This window comes from Hyphomicrobium album (assembly GCF_009708035.1).
Taxonomy (GTDB): domain Bacteria; phylum Pseudomonadota; class Alphaproteobacteria; order Rhizobiales; family Hyphomicrobiaceae; genus Hyphomicrobium_A; species Hyphomicrobium_A album.
The window spans coordinates 114,053-135,991 of sequence record NZ_WMBQ01000001.1 but is presented as its reverse complement, the minus strand read 5'-3'; the positions used below and the strand labels follow the sequence as shown (position 1 = coordinate 135,991).

Annotated in this window: 20 protein-coding genes and 1 pseudogene; 7 read left to right on the top strand and 14 right to left on the bottom strand. The window is 65.0% G+C overall.

Annotated elements, in window-relative coordinates:
- Positions 1–547: 547 nt before the first annotated feature.
- A complete protein-coding gene (locus GIW81_RS00465; RefSeq protein WP_195930282.1) occupies positions 548–1,441 on the bottom strand; it encodes a Crp/Fnr family transcriptional regulator in 894 nt (297 codons plus the stop codon).
- Between the two features lie 422 nt (positions 1,442–1,863).
- On the opposite strand from GIW81_RS00465, the gene GIW81_RS00460 reads away from it, so the two are divergent.
- The 4 genes and pseudogenes from GIW81_RS00460 (at position 1,864) to GIW81_RS00450 (ending at position 3,447) form a co-directional block, all read left to right on the top strand.
- Complete coding sequence (locus tag GIW81_RS00460) at positions 1,864–2,586, top strand: helix-turn-helix transcriptional regulator (protein WP_154737394.1); 723 nt, start codon at positions 1,864–1,866, stop codon at positions 2,584–2,586.
- Between the two features lie 29 nt (positions 2,587–2,615).
- Positions 2,616–2,702, top strand: a pseudogene (locus tag GIW81_RS19430) (polyphosphate kinase 2); the annotation flags it as partial.
- Positions 2,702–2,839: a hypothetical protein gene (locus tag GIW81_RS18750; RefSeq protein WP_195930280.1), complete on the top strand. Its 138-nt coding sequence runs from the start codon at positions 2,702–2,704 to the stop codon at positions 2,837–2,839. The pseudogene GIW81_RS19430 and the gene GIW81_RS18750, both read left to right, overlap by 1 nt.
- Positions 2,840–2,889: 50 nt before the next feature.
- On the top strand, positions 2,890–3,447 hold the full coding sequence (locus tag GIW81_RS00450; protein ID WP_154737393.1) for a DUF1523 family protein: 558 nt from the start codon (positions 2,890–2,892) through the stop codon (positions 3,445–3,447).
- 128 nt (positions 3,448–3,575) lie between these two features.
- Here the strand turns inward: GIW81_RS00450 and cimA are convergent, their stop codons facing one another.
- Genes cimA through cysS form a run of 4 tightly spaced genes read right to left on the bottom strand, consistent with a single transcriptional unit; the run spans position 3,576 to position 7,234 of the window.
- Complete coding sequence (gene cimA / locus GIW81_RS00445; RefSeq protein ID WP_154737392.1) at positions 3,576–5,186, bottom strand: citramalate synthase; 1,611 nt, start codon at positions 5,184–5,186, stop codon at positions 3,576–3,578.
- 7 nt (positions 5,187–5,193) lie between these two features.
- Positions 5,194–5,322, bottom strand: a complete 129-nt coding sequence (locus GIW81_RS19160; protein WP_267873804.1) for a hypothetical protein — start codon at positions 5,320–5,322, stop codon at positions 5,194–5,196.
- A complete protein-coding gene (locus GIW81_RS00440) occupies positions 5,319–5,819 on the bottom strand; it encodes a GFA family protein (protein ID WP_154737391.1) in 501 nt (166 codons plus the stop codon). Before GIW81_RS00440 ends, GIW81_RS19160 begins: the two co-directional genes overlap by 4 nt.
- A complete protein-coding gene (cysS, locus tag GIW81_RS00435) occupies positions 5,816–7,234 on the bottom strand; it encodes a cysteine--tRNA ligase (protein WP_154737390.1) in 1,419 nt (472 codons plus the stop codon). The genes GIW81_RS00440 and cysS overlap by 4 nt, the downstream gene beginning before the upstream one ends.
- A 360-nt stretch (positions 7,235–7,594) precedes the next feature.
- Here cysS and GIW81_RS00430 point away from each other — a divergent pair, with 360 nt between their 5' ends.
- Positions 7,595–8,698 (top strand): DUF2865 domain-containing protein, encoded by a 1,104-nt coding sequence (locus GIW81_RS00430; RefSeq protein WP_154737389.1) that lies wholly within the window; start codon positions 7,595–7,597, stop codon positions 8,696–8,698.
- 77 nt (positions 8,699–8,775) lie between these two features.
- Positions 8,776–9,318, top strand: coding sequence for a GNAT family N-acetyltransferase (locus tag GIW81_RS00425; RefSeq protein ID WP_154737388.1), 543 nt, complete (start codon positions 8,776–8,778; stop codon positions 9,316–9,318).
- Positions 9,319–9,324: 6 nt separating this feature from the next.
- Here GIW81_RS00425 and gltX read toward each other — a convergent pair whose 3' ends face one another.
- The 4 genes from gltX to GIW81_RS00405 form a co-directional block, all read right to left on the bottom strand.
- Positions 9,325–10,689 carry a glutamate--tRNA ligase gene (gene gltX, locus GIW81_RS00420; RefSeq protein ID WP_154737387.1) on the bottom strand — a complete coding sequence of 455 codons (1,365 nt, stop codon included), beginning with the start codon at positions 10,687–10,689 and terminating at the stop codon, positions 9,325–9,327.
- A gap of 94 nt (positions 10,690–10,783) precedes the next feature.
- A complete protein-coding gene (locus GIW81_RS00415) occupies positions 10,784–12,160 on the bottom strand; it encodes a porin (protein ID WP_154737386.1) in 1,377 nt (458 codons plus the stop codon).
- Between the two features lie 115 nt (positions 12,161–12,275).
- A complete protein-coding gene (locus tag GIW81_RS00410) occupies positions 12,276–13,943 on the bottom strand; it encodes an NAD+ synthase (protein ID WP_154737385.1) in 1,668 nt (555 codons plus the stop codon).
- A gap of 9 nt (positions 13,944–13,952) precedes the next feature.
- Complete coding sequence (locus GIW81_RS00405) at positions 13,953–15,353, bottom strand: class II 3-deoxy-7-phosphoheptulonate synthase (RefSeq protein ID WP_154737384.1); 1,401 nt, start codon at positions 15,351–15,353, stop codon at positions 13,953–13,955.
- A 171-nt stretch (positions 15,354–15,524) separates the two neighbouring features.
- Here GIW81_RS00405 and GIW81_RS00400 point away from each other — a divergent pair, with 171 nt between their 5' ends.
- Positions 15,525–16,658 carry a carboxylate-amine ligase gene (locus tag GIW81_RS00400; RefSeq protein WP_154737383.1) on the top strand — a complete coding sequence of 378 codons (1,134 nt, stop codon included), beginning with the start codon at positions 15,525–15,527 and terminating at the stop codon, positions 16,656–16,658.
- A gap of 272 nt (positions 16,659–16,930) precedes the next feature.
- Here GIW81_RS00400 and GIW81_RS00395 read toward each other — a convergent pair whose 3' ends face one another.
- From GIW81_RS00395 to GIW81_RS00375, 5 genes are all read right to left on the bottom strand, one after another.
- Positions 16,931–17,686 (bottom strand): SDR family NAD(P)-dependent oxidoreductase, encoded by a 756-nt coding sequence (locus GIW81_RS00395; protein ID WP_154737382.1) that lies wholly within the window; start codon positions 17,684–17,686, stop codon positions 16,931–16,933.
- Between the two features lie 24 nt (positions 17,687–17,710).
- A complete protein-coding gene (gene gor, locus GIW81_RS00390; protein ID WP_154737381.1) occupies positions 17,711–19,090 on the bottom strand; it encodes a glutathione-disulfide reductase in 1,380 nt (459 codons plus the stop codon).
- Between the two features lie 22 nt (positions 19,091–19,112).
- Positions 19,113–19,583: a DUF2059 domain-containing protein gene (locus tag GIW81_RS00385; protein WP_195930279.1), complete on the bottom strand. Its 471-nt coding sequence runs from the start codon at positions 19,581–19,583 to the stop codon at positions 19,113–19,115.
- Positions 19,584–19,591: 8 nt separating this feature from the next.
- Entirely contained in the window at positions 19,592–20,314 is a 723-nt protein-coding gene (gene rpiA / locus GIW81_RS00380; protein WP_154737379.1) for a ribose-5-phosphate isomerase RpiA, read from the bottom strand.
- Between the two features lie 79 nt (positions 20,315–20,393).
- Positions 20,394–21,839 carry an NAD-dependent succinate-semialdehyde dehydrogenase gene (locus tag GIW81_RS00375; protein ID WP_154737378.1) on the bottom strand — a complete coding sequence of 482 codons (1,446 nt, stop codon included), beginning with the start codon at positions 21,837–21,839 and terminating at the stop codon, positions 20,394–20,396.
- Positions 21,840–21,939 lie beyond the last annotated feature (100 nt).

The window sequence follows — 21,939 nt, the reverse complement described above, 5'->3', positions numbered from 1 at the left end:
TGCCGTGCCGAGGGTGCAAGCACATCGTCAGCGACCGTCCGATCCCACCCTATGGCGTTCAACGCCGGGCTGTACGTTCGGGATCGTAAGGCGACTGCGCTCTGGGATGGCGAGCGCCGCTGCCGAAGGGCGTCCGTGCAGTGTGTTGCCACGCCTGCACAGCCTCGATCTGCGACCCCGGATTTGAGAGGACGAGCTGGTCCTCGCGACACGCGTGCGAACGGAAACATTCACGCGGCCTCGTCCGGGTCACCGTCCCTGCCCCGCGTCAGACGCTCAGCTGCTGCGTCCCTCTGTCGGGCAAGGTGGAGCGAGTATGGGGCGAGCGGAGAGGGCGGGGATAAGTTTCAGCTTTCGACCCCAAAGCGGACTTTGCCGCTCGCAGCTCGTCCACATCAAATTATAACCTTGAGCGGACATGCGGCTGGCGGATAACGAATCCTCGCTTAATCGCCCGTATCACACGCGAGATAGACGAGCGACACGCCTTCAGAAAGAGGCCAAGCCTAACCCTCTCCCGAGGCAACCCACGCTTCCGAAGCTGTCATCAGCCTGGTGCGTTCTCCATCGCGATTTCGCCCCCCACTGTCCGGTCGTATCGTAGGGACTTTATGCGAGCGCAAAGTTGCTTTTGTTTGTTTGGTAAGTTGGAGCAACCTGAGCAGACGTCGCTGCCGGTATTGGAACAAAGAGGCGTGTCTTCACCTCCTTCTACGCAGATCGCCAAGAGAGCTGCCTGTAGACCATCATTAAAGGCGCGCCGCTCAGCAGCCGTCATAGGGGAACGCATCACTCGACTCCTTGTACTCAAGTCCAGCTTCCGGGGACACGCGGGTCGTGCAGCCGCTTCAGAGAATGCCTGCAGCGCGTCGGCATCGACAATAAGTAGTCCAGTCGCTGTCCGTTGAATCAAGCTGCGCCGTTCCAACTCGGCGAGACTGACCGCGAGTGTGTCGCGGCTCATTTGCAGGGCATCGGCCACGGCGGGAGAAGAAGTATCCTCCATAATAAGTCTCGCATCGCGCCCTTCGTGCGCGTTCGCACTACTGATGGCGGCGAGATACGAAGCAACACGCGCAACGGGCCTGTCGTCGCTCGACAGGATGACATGGGCACGGCGGTAGTCGAACTCCCTGTCGGCCATGGCGGCGACACGCGTCGCGAGGTGCGCATCTGCCTTCAGGGCCATTTCAAATTCCTTGGCCGGCAGAACGCTGACGGCGCTTTCCATCGTCGCGCGCGCGGTGGAAATGTGTGTGCCGAGATGCACAAATCCAATTATGTCGCCCGGGAACACGAACTCGATGATTTCAGGACTGCCGTCATCGCGCCGCGTGTAGTGGCACAAAGAGCCCCGCTCCACGCGATAGGGCTGCGCAAGTTTATCGTCTTCTTGGAAGAGGCACTCGCTCGGGCCCAGCAAACGCAACGGCTCCAGCATGCAACCGGCTGTGCCTTGGATAGTGCTGCGAGAGTTCTGACTCAAAGTGTGAGCAATTGGCATGACGCACTCAACTCTGTAGGACCGAAACGCACTCGTCACGCTTAAGTGGTCGACTCGCACCGGCTGACGCAATAGCCAGAAAGTGCTAATCTTTTTGAGCCGTTAGAGCATCGCGATAAGTGTCAATTGAGCGCAATCCAGGCGTGCACTGATGATTGCGCATCACCGAGACGCACGTGGGAGAACCCAGGACGGGGAGCTGCTCAGCGAATTTGCCGGCGCCACGCATTGACCCAGGTCAATGCGCTTGCGTCGAGATCGGCTTTGCCATGTGAAAGGAGCAGCCGCGAGGTGGAGCAGTGGGTGAACAAGCTGAGAGGCGCCGGGTACCGCAAGTTCTGCCTGTTAGCGTCGCAGTCTTGAACCGCTCTGGCCGGATCGTTGCAGTCAATAAGGCTTGGAAGGATTTCGGCCGGCGGCACGGTTTGTGCGTCCCGAACTTTGGCGTGGGCGCCAACTATCTGAGCCACGCGGATTTTGAATCTGCGGATTCTCTGCGGTTGGTGACGGAGTTAAGGGACTTGCTTGATGGCAAGCTCAAGCTACTGACGCGATTGTATCCTTGCCATTCGCCGACCGAACGGCGCTGGTTCTTTATGATCGGGCTCCCACTGGCGGAGTATGGCCAATCGGGCGTGGCCCTGTTGCACGTCGACTTAACTCCGTTTTTTGCCCGGCCGACGGCTTTTCGTGGTGGGCCATCAGGAACCTGTAAATCAGCGGAAAGCAATTTTGGGCTCAATTTGGAAACGGTGGCGGGGAGCGTCGAATCCTCGAGCCTCGATGCCCTGACTTCCCAAGTTGCGAGTATGCTCATCCCCGGTCAGCATCCGCCGACGCAGCATCCCGACGAGCATGCGGGGCAAACACTTGACCTCGCTGGCCTGAGCAAACGCCAGTTGGAAATCCTCGGCCTGTTGGCCGAAGGAAAAACCAATACGGAAATTGCCGATGCACTGTCACGCTCGCCCAACACAGTAAAACTTCATGTGTCGGCCATCCTGCGCCATCTGCATGTCAAGAGCCGCACGCAAGCGGCTCTTCTCGCGACTAGGATGCTGCATCCAGAATTGCAGGCTTGACCTTCGGGCCCGACGAGCCTGCCGCTTCGCCAACGGATGGCGAGATCTTCATTTTCGATCGCAGTACAACCGCGCCTGGCGTCGAGCGCGTGATGGGCTTTTGCACGGAGGATAAGTGCAGTTTCTCAACGTCGTTCCGAGCGCGGAGAAGGCGATCATCCTTCGGCGCGCCCGTGAGGATACGCACCTTGCAATCTACGAGCTCGACGCCCGCTTCTGGGTCCAACGCGGACATTTCTTTCGCCTCGACTGAACGGCTATGCCAACATCCTTCGGCCAACTATCATTTGTGAGGTTTGAGCCATGCTCTACGCTTGGACGTCGATCGGCTTCATCGTCCTCATCGCCATTTTCGTGCTTGGCTTCAGCTTATGGCGCAGAGGGTGGCCGTTCCTGGCCGTCGCTGCACTGGTGGCAGGCATCCCCCTCTGGTTTGGATGGGAATACGCACGTCCAACCTGGACGACCGGCGTCATCACAGGAACGGAAGTACGCCGCAGCGATCCCGACGCTCGCGGGCATACGACCGACATCGAATACATCTACATGCGTAATCGGTCCGACAGGGGCCTCGAGCTGGTCAACGAAGATTCCTGGTGGTGGTTGAAGCGGAACAGCGAGCGCGTCTTCAACGACGCCAAGACCGCGCAGTCCCGCAACACGGAAATGACCCTCATGTGGAATCGGTGGCGCTCGACGCTCTTCAGTTGGTACCCCAACGTGATCGCCATCGGCCCCGCCGGCTCCTGGCCGTTTTGGTCGGCGCGAACCATCGTCTTCTATGGCTTCTCCGTTTTCCTCTGGCTCGGTTACTTCTACGCCTTCTTCAGGCTGAGCCGATCGAGTGCCCCCGCTGCATGATCGCAACCCGATCGTGCGCGAGCTTCGAAGAGGGGCAGACGCGACGGAACCACCCGCGTCGCCGCACTGCGCCGGCCCAAGCAGAACGTGAGTTCCTGGCCCTCGGCGGACGCGCCAGCACATCGGTGCTACGCCGCCTGGGCGTTGTCCTTCATGAGCTTGTAGTTGATCGAGTCGAGCAGCGCCTCGAAGCTCGCATCGATGATGTTGGGCGAGACGCCGACCGTGAACCACCGGTCGCCGCTGAGGGTGTCGTGGCTCTCGACCAGAACGCGCGTCACGGCCTCGGTGCCGCCCGTGAGGATACGCACCTTGTAATCGACGAGCTCGACGCCCTCGATGTGCTTCTGATAGCGGCCGAGGTCCTTGCGAAGCGCTCGATCGAGCGCATTCACCGGACCGTTGCCCTCGCCGACCGACCACAGGGGCTCGTTGTCGCCGTTGACAAACACCTTGACGATCGCCTCCGACACGGTGACGAGCTTGCCGCGCGCGTTGTGGCGCCGCTCGACCATGACGCGGAAGCTGTCGACGGAGAAGTACCGCGGAACGGTATCCAGCATGCGCCGCGCCAGCAGTTCGAACGACGCTTCCGCCGCCTCGTAGGAGTAGCCCACCGACTCGCGGTTCTTCACCTCGTCGAGCAGCCGGGTAACGCGGCTGTCGTCGGTACCGACCGGGATGCCCAGCCGCTCGATGGTGGCGAGGATGCTCGACTTGCCGCCCTGCTTGGAGACGAGCAGATGCCGCTGGTTGCCGACGCTCTCGGGCGTAACGTGCTCGTACGTCTGCGGCTCCTTCAGGATCGCCGACGCGTGGATGCCCGCCTTGGTCGCGAAGGCGCTTTCGCCCACATAGGGCGCGTGCCGGTCGGGATTGCGGTTCAGCACCTCGTCGAGGATGCGGCTGGCGTGCGTGAGCTTCTGCAGGCGCTCGGGCGTCACGCCGGTTTCGAACTTGTCGGCGAACTCGCTCTTCAGCAGCAGCGTCGGAATGATCGACGTCAGGTTGGCGTTGCCGCAGCGCTCGCCGATGCCGTTCAGCGTGCCCTGGATGTGGCGCACGCCGCCGCGCACCGCCATCAACGTATTGGCGACGGCGTTTTCCGTGTCGTTATGGGTGTGGATGCCGAGGTGCGAGCCGGGGATGACCTTCGTCACCTCGCCGACGATGCGCTCCACCTCGTGCGGCAAGGTTCCGCCGTTGGTGTCACACAGGACGACCCAGCGCGCCCCGGCCTCATAGGCGGTGCGCGCGACGGCGAGGGAATACTCCCGGTTGGCCTTGTAGCCGTCGAAGAAGTGCTCGCAGTCGATCGCGCACTCGCGCCCGGATTCGACTACGGCCTTCACCGACTGAGCTAACCCCTCGAGGTTCTCCTCGTTGGTGATGCCGAGCGCTACGCGCACGTGATAGTCCGATGACTTGGTGACGAGGCAGATGGCATCTGCCCGCGACGACAGCACCGCCTGCAAGCCCGGATCGTTCGATACCGAGCGGCCGGCGCGCTTGGTCATGCCGAAGGCGGTCATTTTGGCGGTCTTGAGGGCCGACTTCTCGCCGAGAAACTGCGTGTCGGTGGCGTTGGCGCCCGGGAATCCACCCTCGACGTAGTCGACGCCAAGGTCGTCGAGCACGGCGGCAATGCGGCGCTTGTCCTCGACTGAGAAGTCGACGCCGGTCGTCTGCGCACCGTCGCGCAGCGTCGTATCGAAGAGGTACAGCCGTTCCTTGCTCATCTGTCGCTCACACATACCCGTATTCGCGCGCCGTCAGCCAGATTACGAAAGCGGCTACGGCGATGCCGACCTTCACCAACACGTAGAAGAGCCAATGGCGCGGCTCCGGCGTGTCCTTGTGCCAATCTTCGCTCATGGCTTTGCGTCTTTCGGCGTCCAGCTGTCGGTGTCGTGGTCCGGGTGCTGGTAGGAAACGACAGAGGCCAGATAGTTCGCATATTCCGGATCGGCGTTATCGGAGCGCACATCGATGGCGTCGAGCCGCCACAGCCACGGAAACTGCATGGGCATCGCCATCTGCACGACCGGCTCGATCTTCGCCGCCTCGTCGAACGAGGCGACGGTGACGTCGAGCCAGTGCTCGAACTCCCAGGTCAGCGGCGTACCGCAGTCCTCGCAGAAGCCGCGCTTGCCGACGTTCGAGGAGTCGAAGCGCTTCCGCTCGCCGCGCGTCCAGGTGATCTTGTCGTAGGCCACCTTGACGAAAAGGCCGAATGCGCCGCCGGTCGCCTTCTGGCACATGCGGCAGTAGCAGACGCTCACCTCGTCGAGCGGTCCCTCGACCTTGTAGCGCACGGCACCGCACTGGCACCCGCCGCTCCAGTATCGCGGCTCTGTCTGTTCTGCCGTCATCGCGCCAACTCCCAGGTTGTGACGATCTCACCCGTTGCCGGATCTTTGGCATCCTTGAGAAGCACGCCGCTCGCCGCCAGCTCGTCGCGGATGCGGTCGGCCTCCTTGAAGTTCTTCGTCTTGCGAGCCTCGCCGCGTTGCGCCACCAGCGACTTTACGCGCACCGCCAGGTCGGGATCGGTGATCTCGACGAGGTCGGCGCTCTGCACCGGCGAATGCCAGCGGTTCACATCAAAGCCCATGAGCGCCGCCGACGCGAGCCACATTTCGCAGGCAGGGTCACTGCCGGCCTTCGCCTCCTTGGCGAGCTCGTGCAGCCTCGCGATGGCGAGCGGGGTGTTGAGGTCGTCCTTCAGGGCGTCGATGACGCCGCTGTCGGGCAGCGCGCCCTTGACGAGCGACCCGCCGGTGCGATCGGCGATCTCGCCCCACCGATCGAGCGTCGCCTTCGATTCCTCAAGGCTCTTTTTCGTCCAGTCGATCGGCTGGCGGTAGTGGGTGCGCAGCATATTGAAACGCACGACCTCGCCCGGCCAGTCCTTCAGCAAGTCGTGGATGGTGATGAAGTTGCCGAGCGACTTCGACATCTTCTCGCCTTCCACCTGCAGGAAGCCGTTGTGCAGCCAGTAGCGCGCCATGACCTTCGTGTCGTGGGCGCAGCGCGATTGGGCGATCTCGTTCTCATGGTGCGGGAAGACGAGGTCGATGCCGCCACCGTGGATGTCGAACACCGGGCCCAAGTGCTTCTCGGCCATGGCCGAGCACTCGATGTGCCAGCCGGGGCGCCCGGGCTCCTCGATGCCTGCGGGGGACGGCCAGGAAGGCTCGCCCGGCTTCGACGGCTTCCACAGGACGAAGTCCATCGGATCTTTCTTGTAGGGCGCCACCTCGACGCGCGCGCCGGCCGCCATCTCGTCGAGCGAGCGGTTCGACAGCTTGCCGTAGTCGGGCATCGAGGGAACGTGGAACAGCGCGTGCCCTTCCGCGACGTAGGCGTGACCGTTGGCAATCAGCGCCTCGATCAGCGCCTTCATCTCCTCGATATGCTCGGTGGCGCGCGGCTCGACCGTCGGCGGCAGGACGCCCAGCGCCTTGATGTCCTCATGGAACTGCTTGGCCGTGCGCTCGGTCAGCTCGCGGATCGACACCCCCTCCTCGGCGGCGCGGGCGTTGATCTTGTCGTCGACGTCGGTGATGTTGCGCACGTAGGTGACGTGCTTCTCCCCGTACATCCGGCGCAGGAGCCGGAACAGTACGTCGAAGACGATGACGGGGCGGGCGTTGCCGATGTGGGCGTAGTCGTAGACGGTGGGGCCGCACACATACATGCGCACGTTCTTGGCGTCCAAGGGGAGGAACTCCTCCTTGCGGCGCGTCAACGTGTTGTAGAGCATCAGAAAGTGCGCTTCGGCCATGACGGTCCCTAGTGTCGCCTCGGGCCGCTGGCGGGACGATTTCTCTGTCTCAGGATTCGGGCAAAGAAGCGCGCCGCGCGCCAGCGGTTATTGCTAGCTCGGAATAATAATAGCGCCGCACAGATTGACGGCGCGTGTGGGCAGCTTGCGCTTCATGGGCGCCGTTATGCGCAAAGACGCGTTGGCTCGTCAAGCGCGCAGCCGTTAAGGCGCCGAAGCATATCGCTTTTCCGCGGTAAAGCGCGACAGGGCGCCCCAATTGCTCCGCATTGACCCCCTACCTGCTGGTGTCCATAGTTGCGCCGCAGCGGCTCGAAAAACGAAACCGCCGCAGCGGTTTGGGCAGGACTGAATTTGACAATGCGTAAAGCACGTGCCCGCCGGCAGGCTCTCGGCGCCGCGGTCCTTGCCGCGGCGGTGCTTGCCGCTTGCCCGGTGCTGGCGCAGGGCTGGTGGCCGTGGAGCAGCTCCGAGGACGAGCGTGAACGCCCGCCCATCCCCGACGAGCCTGTGTATCGCGAGCCGCCGCCGGCCGACGCTGCGCCGCCCGGCATGCAGCCGCGGCCCGAGCCAGCGCCCGGTGCGCAGCTGCCTCCGCCGCAGGCGGCGCCGCCCGTCAATTGGTCGACGAAGAACCCCATCTGTCTGCAGCTCGAGCAGCGCCTCGTGCAGGACGGCCAGCGCTCCAACGGCATGCGTGACCAGCTGCCGGCGATCGAGGCCGAGATCCAGCGGGCCGAGCAGGCCTATGAGCAAAGCCGCTCGGACCTCGAGCGCTACGACTGCTATGAGTATTTCATCTTCTCCAAGACGTTGCGCCGCACGCGCCGCTGCGTCGATCTCGCCGATCAGGGCGAAGCCGCACGGCGACGGCTCTCCGAGCTCGAGGCGCAGCGCCAGCAGATCGCCAGCTCCGGCGCCCGCTCCTACCGCGAGGAGATCGTCAGCGAGCTCGCGCGCAACAACTGCGGCGCGAACTACACGCAAGAGGCGCGGCGCTACGATCGCGGCAGCGAATCCTCGATCTGGCAGGACGAAGGCGAGAGCAGCTTCTCGAACGGGTGGACGCCCTTCGGGGGTGGAGCGCACTCGTCCGCCACGTATAGAACCGTGTGCGTGCGCCTCTGCGACGGCTACTATTTCCCGGTGAGCTTCTCGACGCTGCCGAGCCACTTCGAGCAGGACTCCGAGGCCTGCCAGTCGAAGTGCGCGGCGCCGGCCGAGCTCTACTACTACCAGAACCCGGGCGCGGGCATGGACCAGTCGGTCGCCTTCCGCAGCCAGGAACCGTACACGAGCCTCAAAACGGCCTTCCGCTACCGCAAGGAGTTGGTGAAGGGCTGCTCGTGCAAGGAGGCGGAGTACGTTCCCAAGGACGCGCCGGCCGATCAGGGAAAGCGCGCCGATACGGGCTCGACCGGATGGGAAGCTCGCTCCGAAGTTGACGCGCAAAATCAACGATAAAGGCGCCGGGGTGGCTGTCATTCCTCCGGCGTAGATTAGCCTAGGCTGGAACAACCCCGAGCTTCGTGAACCCAAAGATGGACGTCCCCGCCACCGCCGAGAGCCTTGTCGATATGCTGGAGATCCGGCGGCTGAGCGTCGATGATCTCTCGACGGCGCGCTATGTCGTAGGCGCGGCGTTCGCGCGCGGCGCGGCCGGACACTATTCGCCACCCGAGATCGGCGCGTTCGCCGAGTTCGTACGCAGCCCCCACTACGCCGATATCTTGCTCGGCAATCACGCCTACGGCGCTTTCGTCGGATCGGAAATGGTCGGCATCGCTGCCTGGAGCGTCGGCGAGGACAAGAAGCCCACGGCGCGCATCGTCGCCGTCTTCGTGCATCCCTTGTTCACGGGCAGCGGCATCGGCTCCCGCCTCGTCGAGCACCTCGAGAACGAGTTGCACGCGGCCGGATATCGCGCCGTAGAAGCAAGCGTGACGCTCAACGCCGCCTCGCTGTTCGAGCGGCTGGGCTATCTGGAGACGCGCCGCGGCGCCTGGGGCCTCCCCTCCGGCCGCGAGATGCCGATCACCTTCATGCGCAAGATCGGCAGCCGGCGCCCCGACGTCGTGCACTGAGCCCGATCACGCGGCGCGACCAAGCAGGCGCGCTTCCGTCCTGGACCGCCCGATCAGCGGCAGCAACTGCTTCAGCTCCGGTCCATCCTCGCGGCCGGTCAACGCCAACCGCAGCGGATGAAACAGGGCGCGCCCCTTGCGCCCGCTTGCCGTCTTGAGCGCCGCGACCCACGTGTCCCAGGTCGTATCGTCCCACGGCTCGGCGGGCAGCAGCGCTGCGGCCTTGTCGGTCAGCTCGCGGTCTTCGATCTGGGGGGCTAATTCGCCGCCGATGACCTGCCACCAGGACGCTGCATCTTCCAGCACCGAGAGATTGCCCCGGACGGTATCCCAGAACGCCGCGCCTCCGCCGATGCCCATTTCCTCCAGCCGCCCGGCGACCGCGGCGTAGGGAGTGACGTGCAAGAGCCGCGCATTGAGCGCCTTAAGCTCCTCGGGGTCGAAGCGGGCCGGACCGGTAGAGATCTTGGAGAAGGCGAAGCGGCCCGCCAGCGCGTCGAGGTTTGGCTGCGGCTCGATCGGATCGGATGTCCCGATAAGCGCCGTGTAGCTCGCCAGTGCCAGCGGCTCGATGCCGGCTTCGCGCAGGCTTTCGATCGACAATGCCCCGAGGCGTTTCGACAAGGCGTGCCCGTCAGCGCCGATGAGCAGACTGTGGTGCCCGAACGCCGGCTGCTCCTTGCCCAGCGCCTCGAAGAGCTGCACCTGCACGCCCGTGTTGGTGACGTGGTCCTCGCCACGGATCACGTGGGTGACGCCGAACTCGGCATCGTCGACCACGCTCGTGAACGTGTAGAGGAAGCTCCCATCGGCACGGATGACGACGGGGTCAGACAACGAACCCACGTCGACCGTCTGGTCGCCGCGAATGAGGTCGTTCCACGAGACGATGGTAGGCAGCGGTGCCAGATCGGCATCGGAGTTGGCCAAGCGAAAGCGCCAATGCGGCTTGCGGCCCTCGGCCTCGAGCGCGGCGCGCTCCGTGTCGGTGAGTTTGAGCCCCGCGCGGTCGTAGATGGGCGGCAGACCGCGCGCCAACTGGCGCTTGCGCTTGCGGTCCAGCTCATCCTCGCTCTCGTAGCAGGAATAGAGCCGGCCCCGCGCCTTCAAGAGCTCGGCGGCGGCGACATAGCGATCGGTCCGCAACGACTGGCGCTCCTCGCGCGACCAGCGCAGCCCCAGCCACTCGAGGTCGCGGCGGATGCCCTCGGCGAACTCCTCGGTCGAGCGCTGCGTATCGGTATCGTCGAGGCGCAGCCAGAAGGCGCCGCCCGACTGGCGGGCGAACAGCCAGTTGAGCAGCGCCGTACGGATGTTGCCGACGTGCAGGCGCCCAGTGGGGCTCGGCGCAAAGCGGACGGTGACCGACATGATTCAGGATTGTCCCGGGAAGGCGAAGTCGCAGCAACCTATAAGCGGCGCCCGCGAGAACTCAAGCGCGGCCCGCGGCTGCCCCCCGCCGGCTTCAGAAGTTGAGCTTGGCGCCCGTGACGAGGATCTGGAAGGGCTCCAGGTCGGTCTTGCCGATGGGGGCGAAATTGGCCGCTGCAGTGCGTGCGTTACCCAAAACGTCGCCGCTCGTGTTCTGATAGACTAGGTAGAGGGTCAAGTCGGCGTTGTCGATCTTCTGAACGACGCCTGCCTGCCAAGTCTCGACGTTGGCCGAGACCGTGCGACCCGCGGCGGAGCCGGAGTTGTCGCGACGATATTCGCCAAAGATGTTGGTCTTGCCGAGCGAATTCCATTTCCGCTCGATGCCGGGCTGCAGGAAGAACATGTTGCTGGTCGACAGGAAGACCGTGCCCGCCGGAAATACGTGATCGGTCGTCGTGGTGATCTGTCCCCAGCCGCCGTACACAAAGAGGCCAGTCGGATTGTGCATGATCGTCGAGCCGACGCCGCCCCACCGGCAATGGAAATCGGGCTCTGAGGTGACGTTGGTGCTGGCTGAGATGCACGGCGTGCCATCGGGAACGAAGGTGCCAAAGTCGCTGGCTTGCAAGCTGCCCGGATCGTTGCTCCACCCGTATCCGCCGCGGGCGACAACGTTGAAATCTCCGACATCGCCTTTGTAGCTTAGCATCACGTCGCCGAGGTATTTCGCGCCGATGCCGGCCGCAGCACTGAAGCCATGCCACTCGGGCGTGTCGTAGCGGACAATATCACGTCGCAAGCCATCGCCGGGCGTCGAATTGGCGATACCGCGAAGCGCGTCCGTCCACCTCAAGTTGCCGACGTACTGGCCGTCGTGGCGCAGCCTGAAGGCGGCCAAGAACACACCTGCGCCTTCGACGTCATTGACGTTGCGTGTCAGCGTCGGGTCGGCATCATCGAGCAGGTGATAGGTGGCCATGCCGTTGAGGCCGACGGCGAACTGCCCCAGGCGGGTACTCTTCAGATACCAATTGCTCTTGCGAAGGTTCAACGCAAATTCGCGGTTGGCAGGCGAAGGGTGCTGCGAGGCGATATTGTCCTGGTCCCATCGGTTCGATGGGTGGCCCTGCACACCAACCTCAAGGATATAGCCGGCGCTCCACTCCTTGTTGATCTTGGCGTCGCCGTTGAACCTGAAGCGTGACTGCTCCACGAAGTTCGTGCCGATGTAGATGTCGGAGGTGACGCCGTCGTCCCAGGCGAACATAGCCTCGTTGACCCAGCCCGACACCGTGAGGCTGACCTTGCGATTGCCCTTGCGCGCGGCCATGTGCTCCAGCTCGTCGATGCGCTCGTCGAGGTCGAGGCAGCAATCGTCCGCAGTGGCGTATGCGTCGCCCGGCGGCGTCAGCACCGCAACGGCGAGAGCGGCCGCAAACACAATCCGGCGTATGTCTTGGAACCGCATGGTCGCACCAGCCAACGTCGACGGGGACGCAAACTCGGACGAACAGGAGACAGTCATTCCCGATTCGGATGACGCGACTTTGATGCCGCCACCGCCATGCAGCCAAATAAGAAAATCAGCTAAGCGGTTCGCGGAACTTGTTGACGATGGGGTAGCGCCGGTCGCGCCCGAAATTGCGCGATGAAATCTTGACCCCAGGTGGCGCCTGCCGCCGCTTGTACTCGGCGAGGTAGAGCAGCCGCTCGATTCGCTTCACGGTCTCTGGCGCATGCCCGCGCTTGACGATCTCGGCGATCGGCATCTCCTTCTCGACGAGACAGGCGAGGATGTCGTCGAGCACCTCGTAGGGTGGAAGGGAATCTTGGTCCGTTTGGTTGGGACGCAGCTCCGCGGTCGGCACCTTGGTGATGATGCTCTCGGGGATGACGTCACCCGCCGGCCCCTTGCCGCCCTTCGGCACGTGCCCATTGCGCCAGCGCGCCAGGCGATATACCTCCATTTTGTAGAGATCCTTGATCGGGTTGTAGCCCCCGTTCATGTCGCCGTAGAGCGTCGCGTAGCCGACCGACATTTCCGACTTGTTGCCGGTGGTGATCACCATGCCGCCGAACTTGTTCGACAGCGCCATGAGGATGATGCCGCGGGCGCGCGCCTGGATGTTCTCCTCCGTAGTGTCGGGCTGCGTGCCGGCCAATGCTGGTTCCAGGCTCTTCCCGATGCCCGCCACCGCGTCCTCGATTGGCAGCATCTGATAGTTAAGACCCAGCGCCTTGGCGCATGCCGCGGCATCGCGCACGCTCGCCTCCGAGGTGAAGCGATAGGGCAGCATAACGGCGCGCACGCGGCTCGGGCCGAGCGCGTCGACGGCAATGGCGGCGACCAGCGCACTGTCGATCCCCCCCGACAGTCCGAGAATTACGCCTGGGAACCCATTCTTCTCGACGTAGTCACGCACGCCCAGCACGCAAGCCTGATAGGCCGCCGCTTCCCCGTGCTCCAGGTGCGCGTGCGTGCCGGCGGTACATATCCACCCGTTGTTGCGGCGATGCCATTGGGTGACGGAAAGCGTCTCGTCCCAGGCGGGCAATTGCGCGGCGAGGCTCTTGTCGCCGTTGAGCGCGAACGAGGCGCCGTCGAACACGAGCTCGTCCTGGCCGCCGACTTGATTGACGTAGATCAGCGGCAGCCCGCTCTCGACGACGCGGGCGACGGCGATGTTCATGCGCACGTCCGGCTTTGTCCAATCGAAGGGCGAGCCGTTGGGCGAAATAAGGATTTCGGCACCGGTTTCCGTCAGGCATTCGACGACGTCGGGGCCCCAAATGTCCTCGCAGATCGGCACGCCGATGCGTACGCCGCGAATATTGATCGGCCCCGGCAATGGGCCAGGGGTGAACACGCGCTTTTCGTCGAACACGCCGTAGTTCGGCAAGTCGACCTTGAAGCGCACCGCCTCGACCGACCCGTTATCGATCAGAGCCACTGCGTTGTAGACGTGTCCGTCCTGCGGCCAGACTGTTCCCGTGAGCACCGCCGGTCCGCGCCCCAGTTGAGGCGCCAAGGCCTCGAGACTCGCCCGCGCGGCAGCGGGAAACGCCGGCTTGAGGACAAGATCTTCCGGCGGGTAGCCGGTTACGAACAGCTCGGGAAACACCACCACGTCGGCGCCGAGACCAGCCGCACGCGCGCGCATCTCGCGCAGCTTGGCGATATTGCCATCGATATCGCCGACGATTGGGTTCGCCTGAGCGATCGCGATCTTGAGCTGCGCAGGTGCGGTCATTGGCTCCGGTCAGCCGAAGGCAGTGATCGGGGCCGGCACACGCGCGGCCTCCTCGCGCTCCTGCTTCAGGCGCTCTGCGATCAGGAAAGCGAGCTCCAGCGCCTGATCGGCGTTGAGGCGCGGATCGCACAGCGTGTCGTAGCGGTCCTTGAGTTGCGCCTCCGAGATGTTGGCCGCGGCGCCGCCGGTGCACTCGGTGACGGGCGAGCCGGTCATCTCGACATGGATGCCACCGGCGTGCGTGCCCTCGGCGCGGTGGACGTCGAAGAACGACTCCGCCTCTTTGAGGATGCGGTCGAACGGCCGCGTCTTGAATCCGCTGGTGGCACTGATCGTATTGCCGTGCATCGGATCGCACGACCAGACCACGACGCGGCCGTCGCGCTTCACGGCGCGGATCAGCCCCGGCAGGTGCTTCTCGACCTTGTCCGACCCGAAGCGGCAGATGAGCGTCAGGCGGCCCGGTTCGTCGGTCGGGTTCAGAATGTCGATGAGGCGCAACAAGCCGTCGGCGTCGAGCGACGGGCCGACTTTGATGCCGACCGGATTGCGCACACCGCGGAGGAACTCGACATGCGCATGGTCGGGCTGGCGCGTACGGTCGCCGATCCACAACATGTGGCCCGAGGTGGCGTACGGGGCGTGCGTGCCGCCGGCCTCGTCACGCCGGACCATGGCCTGCTCGTAGCCGAGCAGCAGCGCTTCGTGGCTGGTGTAGAACGAGGTGCGGCCGAGCGCCGGCACCGTGTCGGCCGTCACGCCGCACGAGCGCATGAAGCGCAGCGCCGTTTGGATCTCCTCGCCCATCTCGCGGTACTTCTTGCCGAACGGGCTCTTGTGCTCGAAGTCCAGTAGCCAGCGCAGCACGTTGTCGAGGCTGGCGTAGCCGCCCTCGGAAAAGGCGCGCAGCAGGTTGAGCGTCGCCGCCGACTGCCGGTAGGCCTCGAGCTGGCGCACTGGATCGGGGATGCGCTCGGCTTCGGTGAAGCCGCCGCCGTTGATGATGTCGCCGCGGTAGCTCGGCAGCTCCTTGCCGTCGCGCGTCTCGGTCGGCGAGGAACGCGGCTTGGCGAACTGGCCGGCAATGCGCCCGACCTTCACCACCGGCACGCCACCGGCATAGGTCAGCACCACCGCCATCTGCAGGAAGACGCGGAACAGCTCGCGGATGTGGTTGGCGCCGTGCTCGGCGAAGCTCTCGGCGCAGTCGCCACCCTGCAGCAGGAAGGCGTTGCCGGCGGCGACGTCGGCAAGCGCCCGCTTCAGCTTGTCGGCTTCACCGGCGAAGACGAGCGGCGGGTACGAGGCGATCTTGGCCTCGACGTCGGCCAGCGCTGCCTGATCCGGATACTCCGGTACCTGGACGATGGGCTTCGACCGCCAGCTATCCGGGGACCACGTTACCGCCATTTCGAACACTCCATCGGCGCCCCGCGTTCTGGCCGAAGGCAGTCCGGCGCGGTAACGCAAGCGCATCGTTTTCAGGGCATTATGCCATTTGTCGCAGCATATAAGCTACCCCGGCCGGCAAGGCCAGCGCTCCCGCGCCCGGAAGGTTGCATAAGCCAGAGAGCAGGCCCGATGGGCAACAGGGAACCGTCCTTCACGTTCGGCATCGAGGAAGAGTACCACCTCGTCGACCTCGTGAGCCGGGGGTTTGCCGCCGCGCCGGCCGACCTCATGAAGGAGTGCGAGGAAGCACTCGGCAAGCAGGTCGCGCCCGAGTTTTTTCGCTCCCAGATCGAGATCGGGACCAGCGTCCACAAGGACTTCAGGGCCGCCCGCAAGGAGCTGGCCGGGCTACGGCGGACCATTGCCGAAATAACCGGCAACTACGCGATCGCGCCCATCGCCGCCTCGACCCATCCCTTCGCCGACCGCTCGACACTCGAGACGACGCCCAAGGCGCGCTACCAGGCGCTCGCCCAGGACTTCGCCGGCATCGGGCGGCGTCTCGCCATCTGCGGCATGCACGTGCACGTTGCCATCGACGACGACGAGCTGCGCATCGACCTGATGAACCAGGTCCGCTACTTCCTGCCCCACCTTCTCATGCTGTCGACCTCCTCGCCGTTCTGGCAGGGCGAGGACACCGGGCTGAAGAGCTACCGGCTCGCCGTGTTCCACGAGCTGCCGCGCACCGGGCTGCCCCAGCGTTTCGAGAGCTATGGCGAATACGAGCGCACCGTCGACGTTCTGGTGCGCAACAAGGTGATCGAGGACGCCACCAAGATCTGGTGGGACCTGCGCCCCTCCGCCAAGTTTCCGACGCTGGAGATGCGTGTCACCGACGTCTGCACGCGCATAGACGACGCCGTATCGGTCGCCGCCGTGTTCGCCTGCGTGCTGCGCATGTTGTGGCGGCTGCGCACGGCGAACCAGAAATGGCGGTCCTACCCTTCATTCCTCATCGAGGAGAACCGCTGGCGAGCGCAGCGCTATGGCGTCAGCGAAAGCCTCTTCGACTTCGGCAAGGGTAAGCTCGTGCCCTTCGCTTCGCTGATCGACGAGCTGATCGACCTTATCGCCGAGGATGCGGCGGTGCTCGGCTGCGAGCGGGAGGTGCGGCATGCGCTCAACATCGCCACCGGCGGCACCAGCGCCGACCGCCAGGTCGCGCGCTACAAGAAGCTGATCGCCGACGGTGCGGACAACGAGGCGGCGCTGATCGGCGTCGTCGACCAGCTGATTACCGAGACCGTCGCCGGCACCTGACCGTCGATCGCCCGTTTAGGCGTTGGAAGCAATCTCTCAACTGCGCGGATCGGATGGCCGCTAAGATTGCCACGGCGCGCCCCGCGAACCTCCCCGTCATTCCCGCGGAGGCGGGAGCCCAGTCATGCTTCCGCGGGTGCGCCGCGGCTTGATCCGCAACGGCCGAACAGCGAAGGCTGACGCGACGTACAACATGCAAAGTTGGTTTCGTCTCTACGTGTCCTGGGTTCCCGCCTGCGCGGGAATGACGACAGAGAGGGACGCTGCGTTCGTTACAACGTCGCTTGCATGCCGCCGTCGACGGCGAGTTCGGCGCCGGTGATGAACGCGGATTCGTCGGAGGCAAAGAACAGCGCGGCGCGCGCCACGTCCTCCGAGGTGCCGAAGCGGCGTAGCGGCGTCTGCTCCAGAAGCGCATTGGAGAACGCTTCGATCTTCAGGACGCGCTCGGTCAGCGCCGTCTCGATGAAGCCGGGCGCCAGTGCATTCACGCGAATGCCGAACGGCGCGTACTCGACGGCGAGGCCGCGGGTCAGGGCGGATATGGCCCCCTTGGTGGCGCCATAGGCGGCGAGCGTGCGCATGCCTCGGTGGCCCATGATCGAGGCGAGATTGACCAGCGAGCCGCGGCCTGAGGCCTTCAGCAGCGGGAACGCGTCGCGGGCAATGCGGACGATGCCGTCAAGGTTTACTTCGCGCAGACGCACCCAGTCGGCGTCGGTCATGTTGCGGAATTCGGTGCGCACGTTGATGCCGGCGTTGTTGACGACGACGTCGAGGCGCTTGTGCTGCTGCTCGATCGCGCGCATCAGCGCACTGACGTCCTGGCCGCGCGACACGTCGACCGCCATCGCCGACGCTTTCAGACCTTTGGCGAGCAGGTCCTTAGCCGCCCTGTCCGCCCCCTCGCCGTCCACGTCGGAAATGTAGACGTGCGCGCCCTCGGCGGCGAACACCTGCGCCGTCGCCAGCCCGATGCCCGCCGCCGAGCCGGTGATGAGCGCAATCTTGTCCTGCAGCCGGGGCATTCGGGTCTCCACACTAGGAATAGTTCAACAGGCGGCTTCGGTCGGCGCGATCCACTTCTCGCGCATGGTCACGAGCTCTTCGGCCGAGGTCGGATGCAGCGCCATCGTGTTGTCGAAGTCGGCCTTGGTGGCGCCGAGGCGAATGGCGATCGCCGCCATCTGCACGATCTCGGCGGCGTCCTCACCCATCACGTGGCAGCCGATCACCTTGCCGCTCTCGCCATCGACCAGAAGCTTCATGAACATACGCTCGTCACGGCCCGACAGCGTCGCCTTTATCGGCCGGAATGACGCCTTGTAGATGTCGAGCTTGGTGCAGCGTTCGCGCGCCAGATGCTCCGGCAGGCCGATGGTGGCGATCTCGGGCGTCGAGAAGACCGCCGTCGGGATCATCGTATGCTCGATCATGCGCGGCTTGCCGCCGAACTCGGTGTCGGCGAAGGCGTGCCCCTCGCGGATGGCGACAGGTGTGAGCTGCACGCGATCGGTGACGTCGCCGACCGCGAAGATGCTGTCGACCGAGGACTTTGAATACTCGTTGACGACGACGTGGCCGTTCCACCCGACCTCGACGCCGGCCTTCTCGAGGCCGAGCCCCCGCGTGTTCGGCGTCCGCCCGATGGCGAACATGATCTGCTCCGCCTCGAGCTTACCGCCGCCCGAGAGGTGCCCGACCAAGCCTGCCGCAGTCTTCTCGAAGTGGGTGAATATCTGACCGGTGACGATGCGGATGCCCTGCTTGGTGTAGGCCTCGGTGAGGCGGTCGCGCACGTCCTCGTCGAAACCGCGCAGGATCTTGTCGCCGCGATAGATCAGCGTCGTCTCGACGCCGAAGCGCGAAAAGATGCCGGCGAACTCCGCTGCGATATAGCCGCCGCCGGCGACGACGATGCTGGCGGGCAGGCGCGGAAGATCGAACGCCTCGTTCGAGGTGATGACGTGCTCGAGGCCCGGCCGCGACTCGGCAAGCCACGGCGTGCCGCCGGTGGCGATGAGGATTTTTCGCGCCGTGATCGTGCGCCCGGATTTGAGCTGCACCGCGTTGGGTCCGACGACGGTCGCGCGCTCCGCGATGATCTCGACCCCGGCGTTGCCAAGGGCCGTGCGGTAGGCCGCCTCGAGGCGCGCCAGCTCCTTGTCCTTCGCCGCGACCAGCGCCGGCCAGTCGAACTTGGGCTCGCCAACCGTCCAGCCGAAACCGCGCGCGTCCTCGAAATCGTCCGCGAAGCGGCTGGCGTAGACGAGCAACTTTTTCGGGACGCAGCCGCGGATCACGCACGTGCCGCCGACCCGGTACTCCTCGGCCACGGCGACCTTCGCGCCATAGCCGGCGGAAATCCGCGCCGCGCGCACGCCGCCGGAGCCGGCGCCGATGACAAACAGATCGTAGTCGAACTTGGTCATCGCGGGCGCGCTCTGGGCAGCGTTACGGCTTCGGGTTTTCCATCGCCTTGCGGCTGTACTTGATGCCGATCTGCGCGCCCGCCTGGATGAGCTCCGGAACCGCCTGCACGAACTTGGCGCCCGCCGGCGATTTGTAGAAGTCGGTCACCTGGCGCAGCTCTTCGAGCGTGAACTTCTCGGCATAGAGCGCGGCGAAGTCGTCGAGCATCGATTGGCGGTAGGACATCAGCCGCTTCATGTGCGCGTCGAACTCCTTGCCCGCCTCCTCGGCCTTGGCCTGGCCGGCAGCGTCGGCGGCACCGGTGCGGAAGCCCTGACCCATCACCGCGATCATTTCCTCGAGCTGCTTGCTGACGCCCGTCACCTCCATCAGCTCCTTGGCGGCCGCGACGCGCTGTGGGTCGGGAGTGGCGCTTTGGGCAAATGCCACCGGGGCGAAGAGCGCCAAGAGCAGAAGTGACGCCAGAACGCGTGCGGTCTGAAATGCGCGCATCGATCCCCTCATTCGCTAGTCGGCTCGGCGCCGTTCTCGGCCCCGAGCAGGGTGACGCCATCGGCCCCGGCGAGAACGGCAAGGTCGGCGATACCGATGAACAGGCCGTTCTCGACGACGCCCGGGATTAGCTTCAGGGCCTCGTCGAGGTCCTCGGGCTCCTCGATGCGGCCGAAGTGGCAATCGAGGATGAGGTTGCCGCTGTCGGTCAGGAACGGCTTCCCGCCACCCAGCATGCGCACCTTGATGTCCCCCTCGCAGCCGACGTCGGCGGCGAGCGCGGTGATCATATTGCGCGTCGCCGTCAGCCCAAAGGGGACGACCTCGAGCGGCAGCGGGAAGGCGCCGAGAAGGTCCACCTTCTTCGAGGCGTCGGCGATGACAATCATGCGGCCCGAGGCGGTCGCGACGATCTTCTCGCGCAGCAGCGCGCCGCCACCGCCCTTGATCAGACGCAGCTCGCCGTCGAGCTCGTCGGCACCGTCGACCGTTAGATCGAGGAACGGCGTCTCGTCGAGGGTCGACATGCGGATGCCGAGTTTCTCAGCCTGACTCTGGGTCGCCTCGGAGGTGGCGACGCACAGCACGTCGAGACCGGTGGCGACCTTCTTGCCCAGCGCGTCGACGAACTTGGCGGCGGTCGAGCCGGTCCCGAGGCCGACGCGCATGCCGGGCTCCACGTAGGTGAGCGCACGCTCGGCCGCTGCGACTTTCAAGGCGTCCTGGCTCATGCTGTCCCCGCGGCTCTGGGTTTGCGATGCGCTGCCGTACGCGCCCCGCAAGCGCAACGCAAGAGCTTTGCAGCGGTGCCTACAGGCCGCCCATCAGGGCGTACTTGGTTTCGAGGAACTCCTCGATGCCGTGGTGCGAGCCTTCGCGCCCGATGCCGCTTTCCTTGACGCCACCGAAGGGGGCGATCTCGGTGGAGGTGATGCCCTCGTTGACACCGACGATGCCGTATTCCAGCGCCTCCGCAACGCGCCAGCAACGCCCGAGGTCACGGGTGAAGAAGTAGGCGGCGAGCCCAAACGGCGTGTCGTTCGCCATGCGCACGGCCTCTTCCTCGGTCTTGAAGCGGAAGAGCGGCGCGACGGGTCCGAATGTCTCCTCGCGCGACACCTTCATCTTCGACGTGACCTCGGTGAGCACGGTCGGCTCGTAGTAGGTGCCGCCGAGCGGCGACGGCTTCCCACCGGTCACCACCTTGGCGCCGTGCGCCACGGCGTCGGCGACGTGCTCCTCGACCTTCTTCAGCGCTGCCGTATTGATCAGCGGGCCAACGGTGACGCCCGTCTCGACGCCGGCGCCGACTTTCAGCTTCTTCACCTCCGCGGTGAGCTTCTCGGCAAACGCGTCGTACACGCCGTCCTGGACGAGAATGCGGTTGGCGCACACGCACGTCTGGCCGGCGTTGCGGAACTTGGACGCGATCGCCCCTGCGACGGCGCGGTCGAGATCGGCGTCGTCGAAGACGATGAACGGCGCGTTGCCGCCGAGTTCCATGCCGACGCGCTTCACCGTGCGCGCCGCCTGTTCCATGAGGATCTTCCCGACCTCGGTGGAGCCGGTGAAGGTGATCATGCGCACGAGCGGGCTCTCGGTCAGCGCGCGACCGACCGGCACCGGGTCCTTGGCGGTGACAATATTGAGGACGCCCTTCGGCACGCCGGCGCGCTGTGCCAGCTCGGCGAGCGCGAGCGCGGACAACGGCGTGTCCTCGGCCGGCTTCACCACAACCGTACAGCCTACGGCGAGCGCCGGCGACACCTTGCGGGTGATCATGGCCGAGGGGAAGTTCCACGGCGTGATGGCGCCGACCACGCCGATCGGCTGCTTCATGATGACGACGCGGGCGTCTTGCTTATGCGTCGGGATCGTCTCGCCATAGACCCGCTTGGCTTCCTCGGCGAACAACTCGACGAATGCGGCACCGTACAGGATCTCGCCCTTGGCCTCCGGCAGCGGCTTGCCCTGCTCCTTGGTAAGCAACAGCGCCAGCTCGTCGGCGTGCTCGACGATCAGCTCGTACCAGCGCCGCAGGATCTTGGCGCGCTCCTTGGCGAGCAGCTTCGACCAGGCCGGAAACGCGCGGTGGGCGGCGGCGATGGCGGCGTTCGTCTCCGCAGCGCCCATCTCGGGCACGCGGGCGATTTCCTCGCCCGTCGCCTTGTCGGTAACCACCATGCGCGGCTCGCCGACCCAGGCCCCATCGATGAAGGCTTGTGTCTTAAGTAGCGAAATCAGCGTTTTGTCCATGGTGGCACCGGGTTTACGCGGGTCGGGGCTGAGAGCCCTTCTCTAAGATGCACACCCCCCGGTTTCAAGGTACATAACCCCCGCCGCGGCGCTGCGTCCG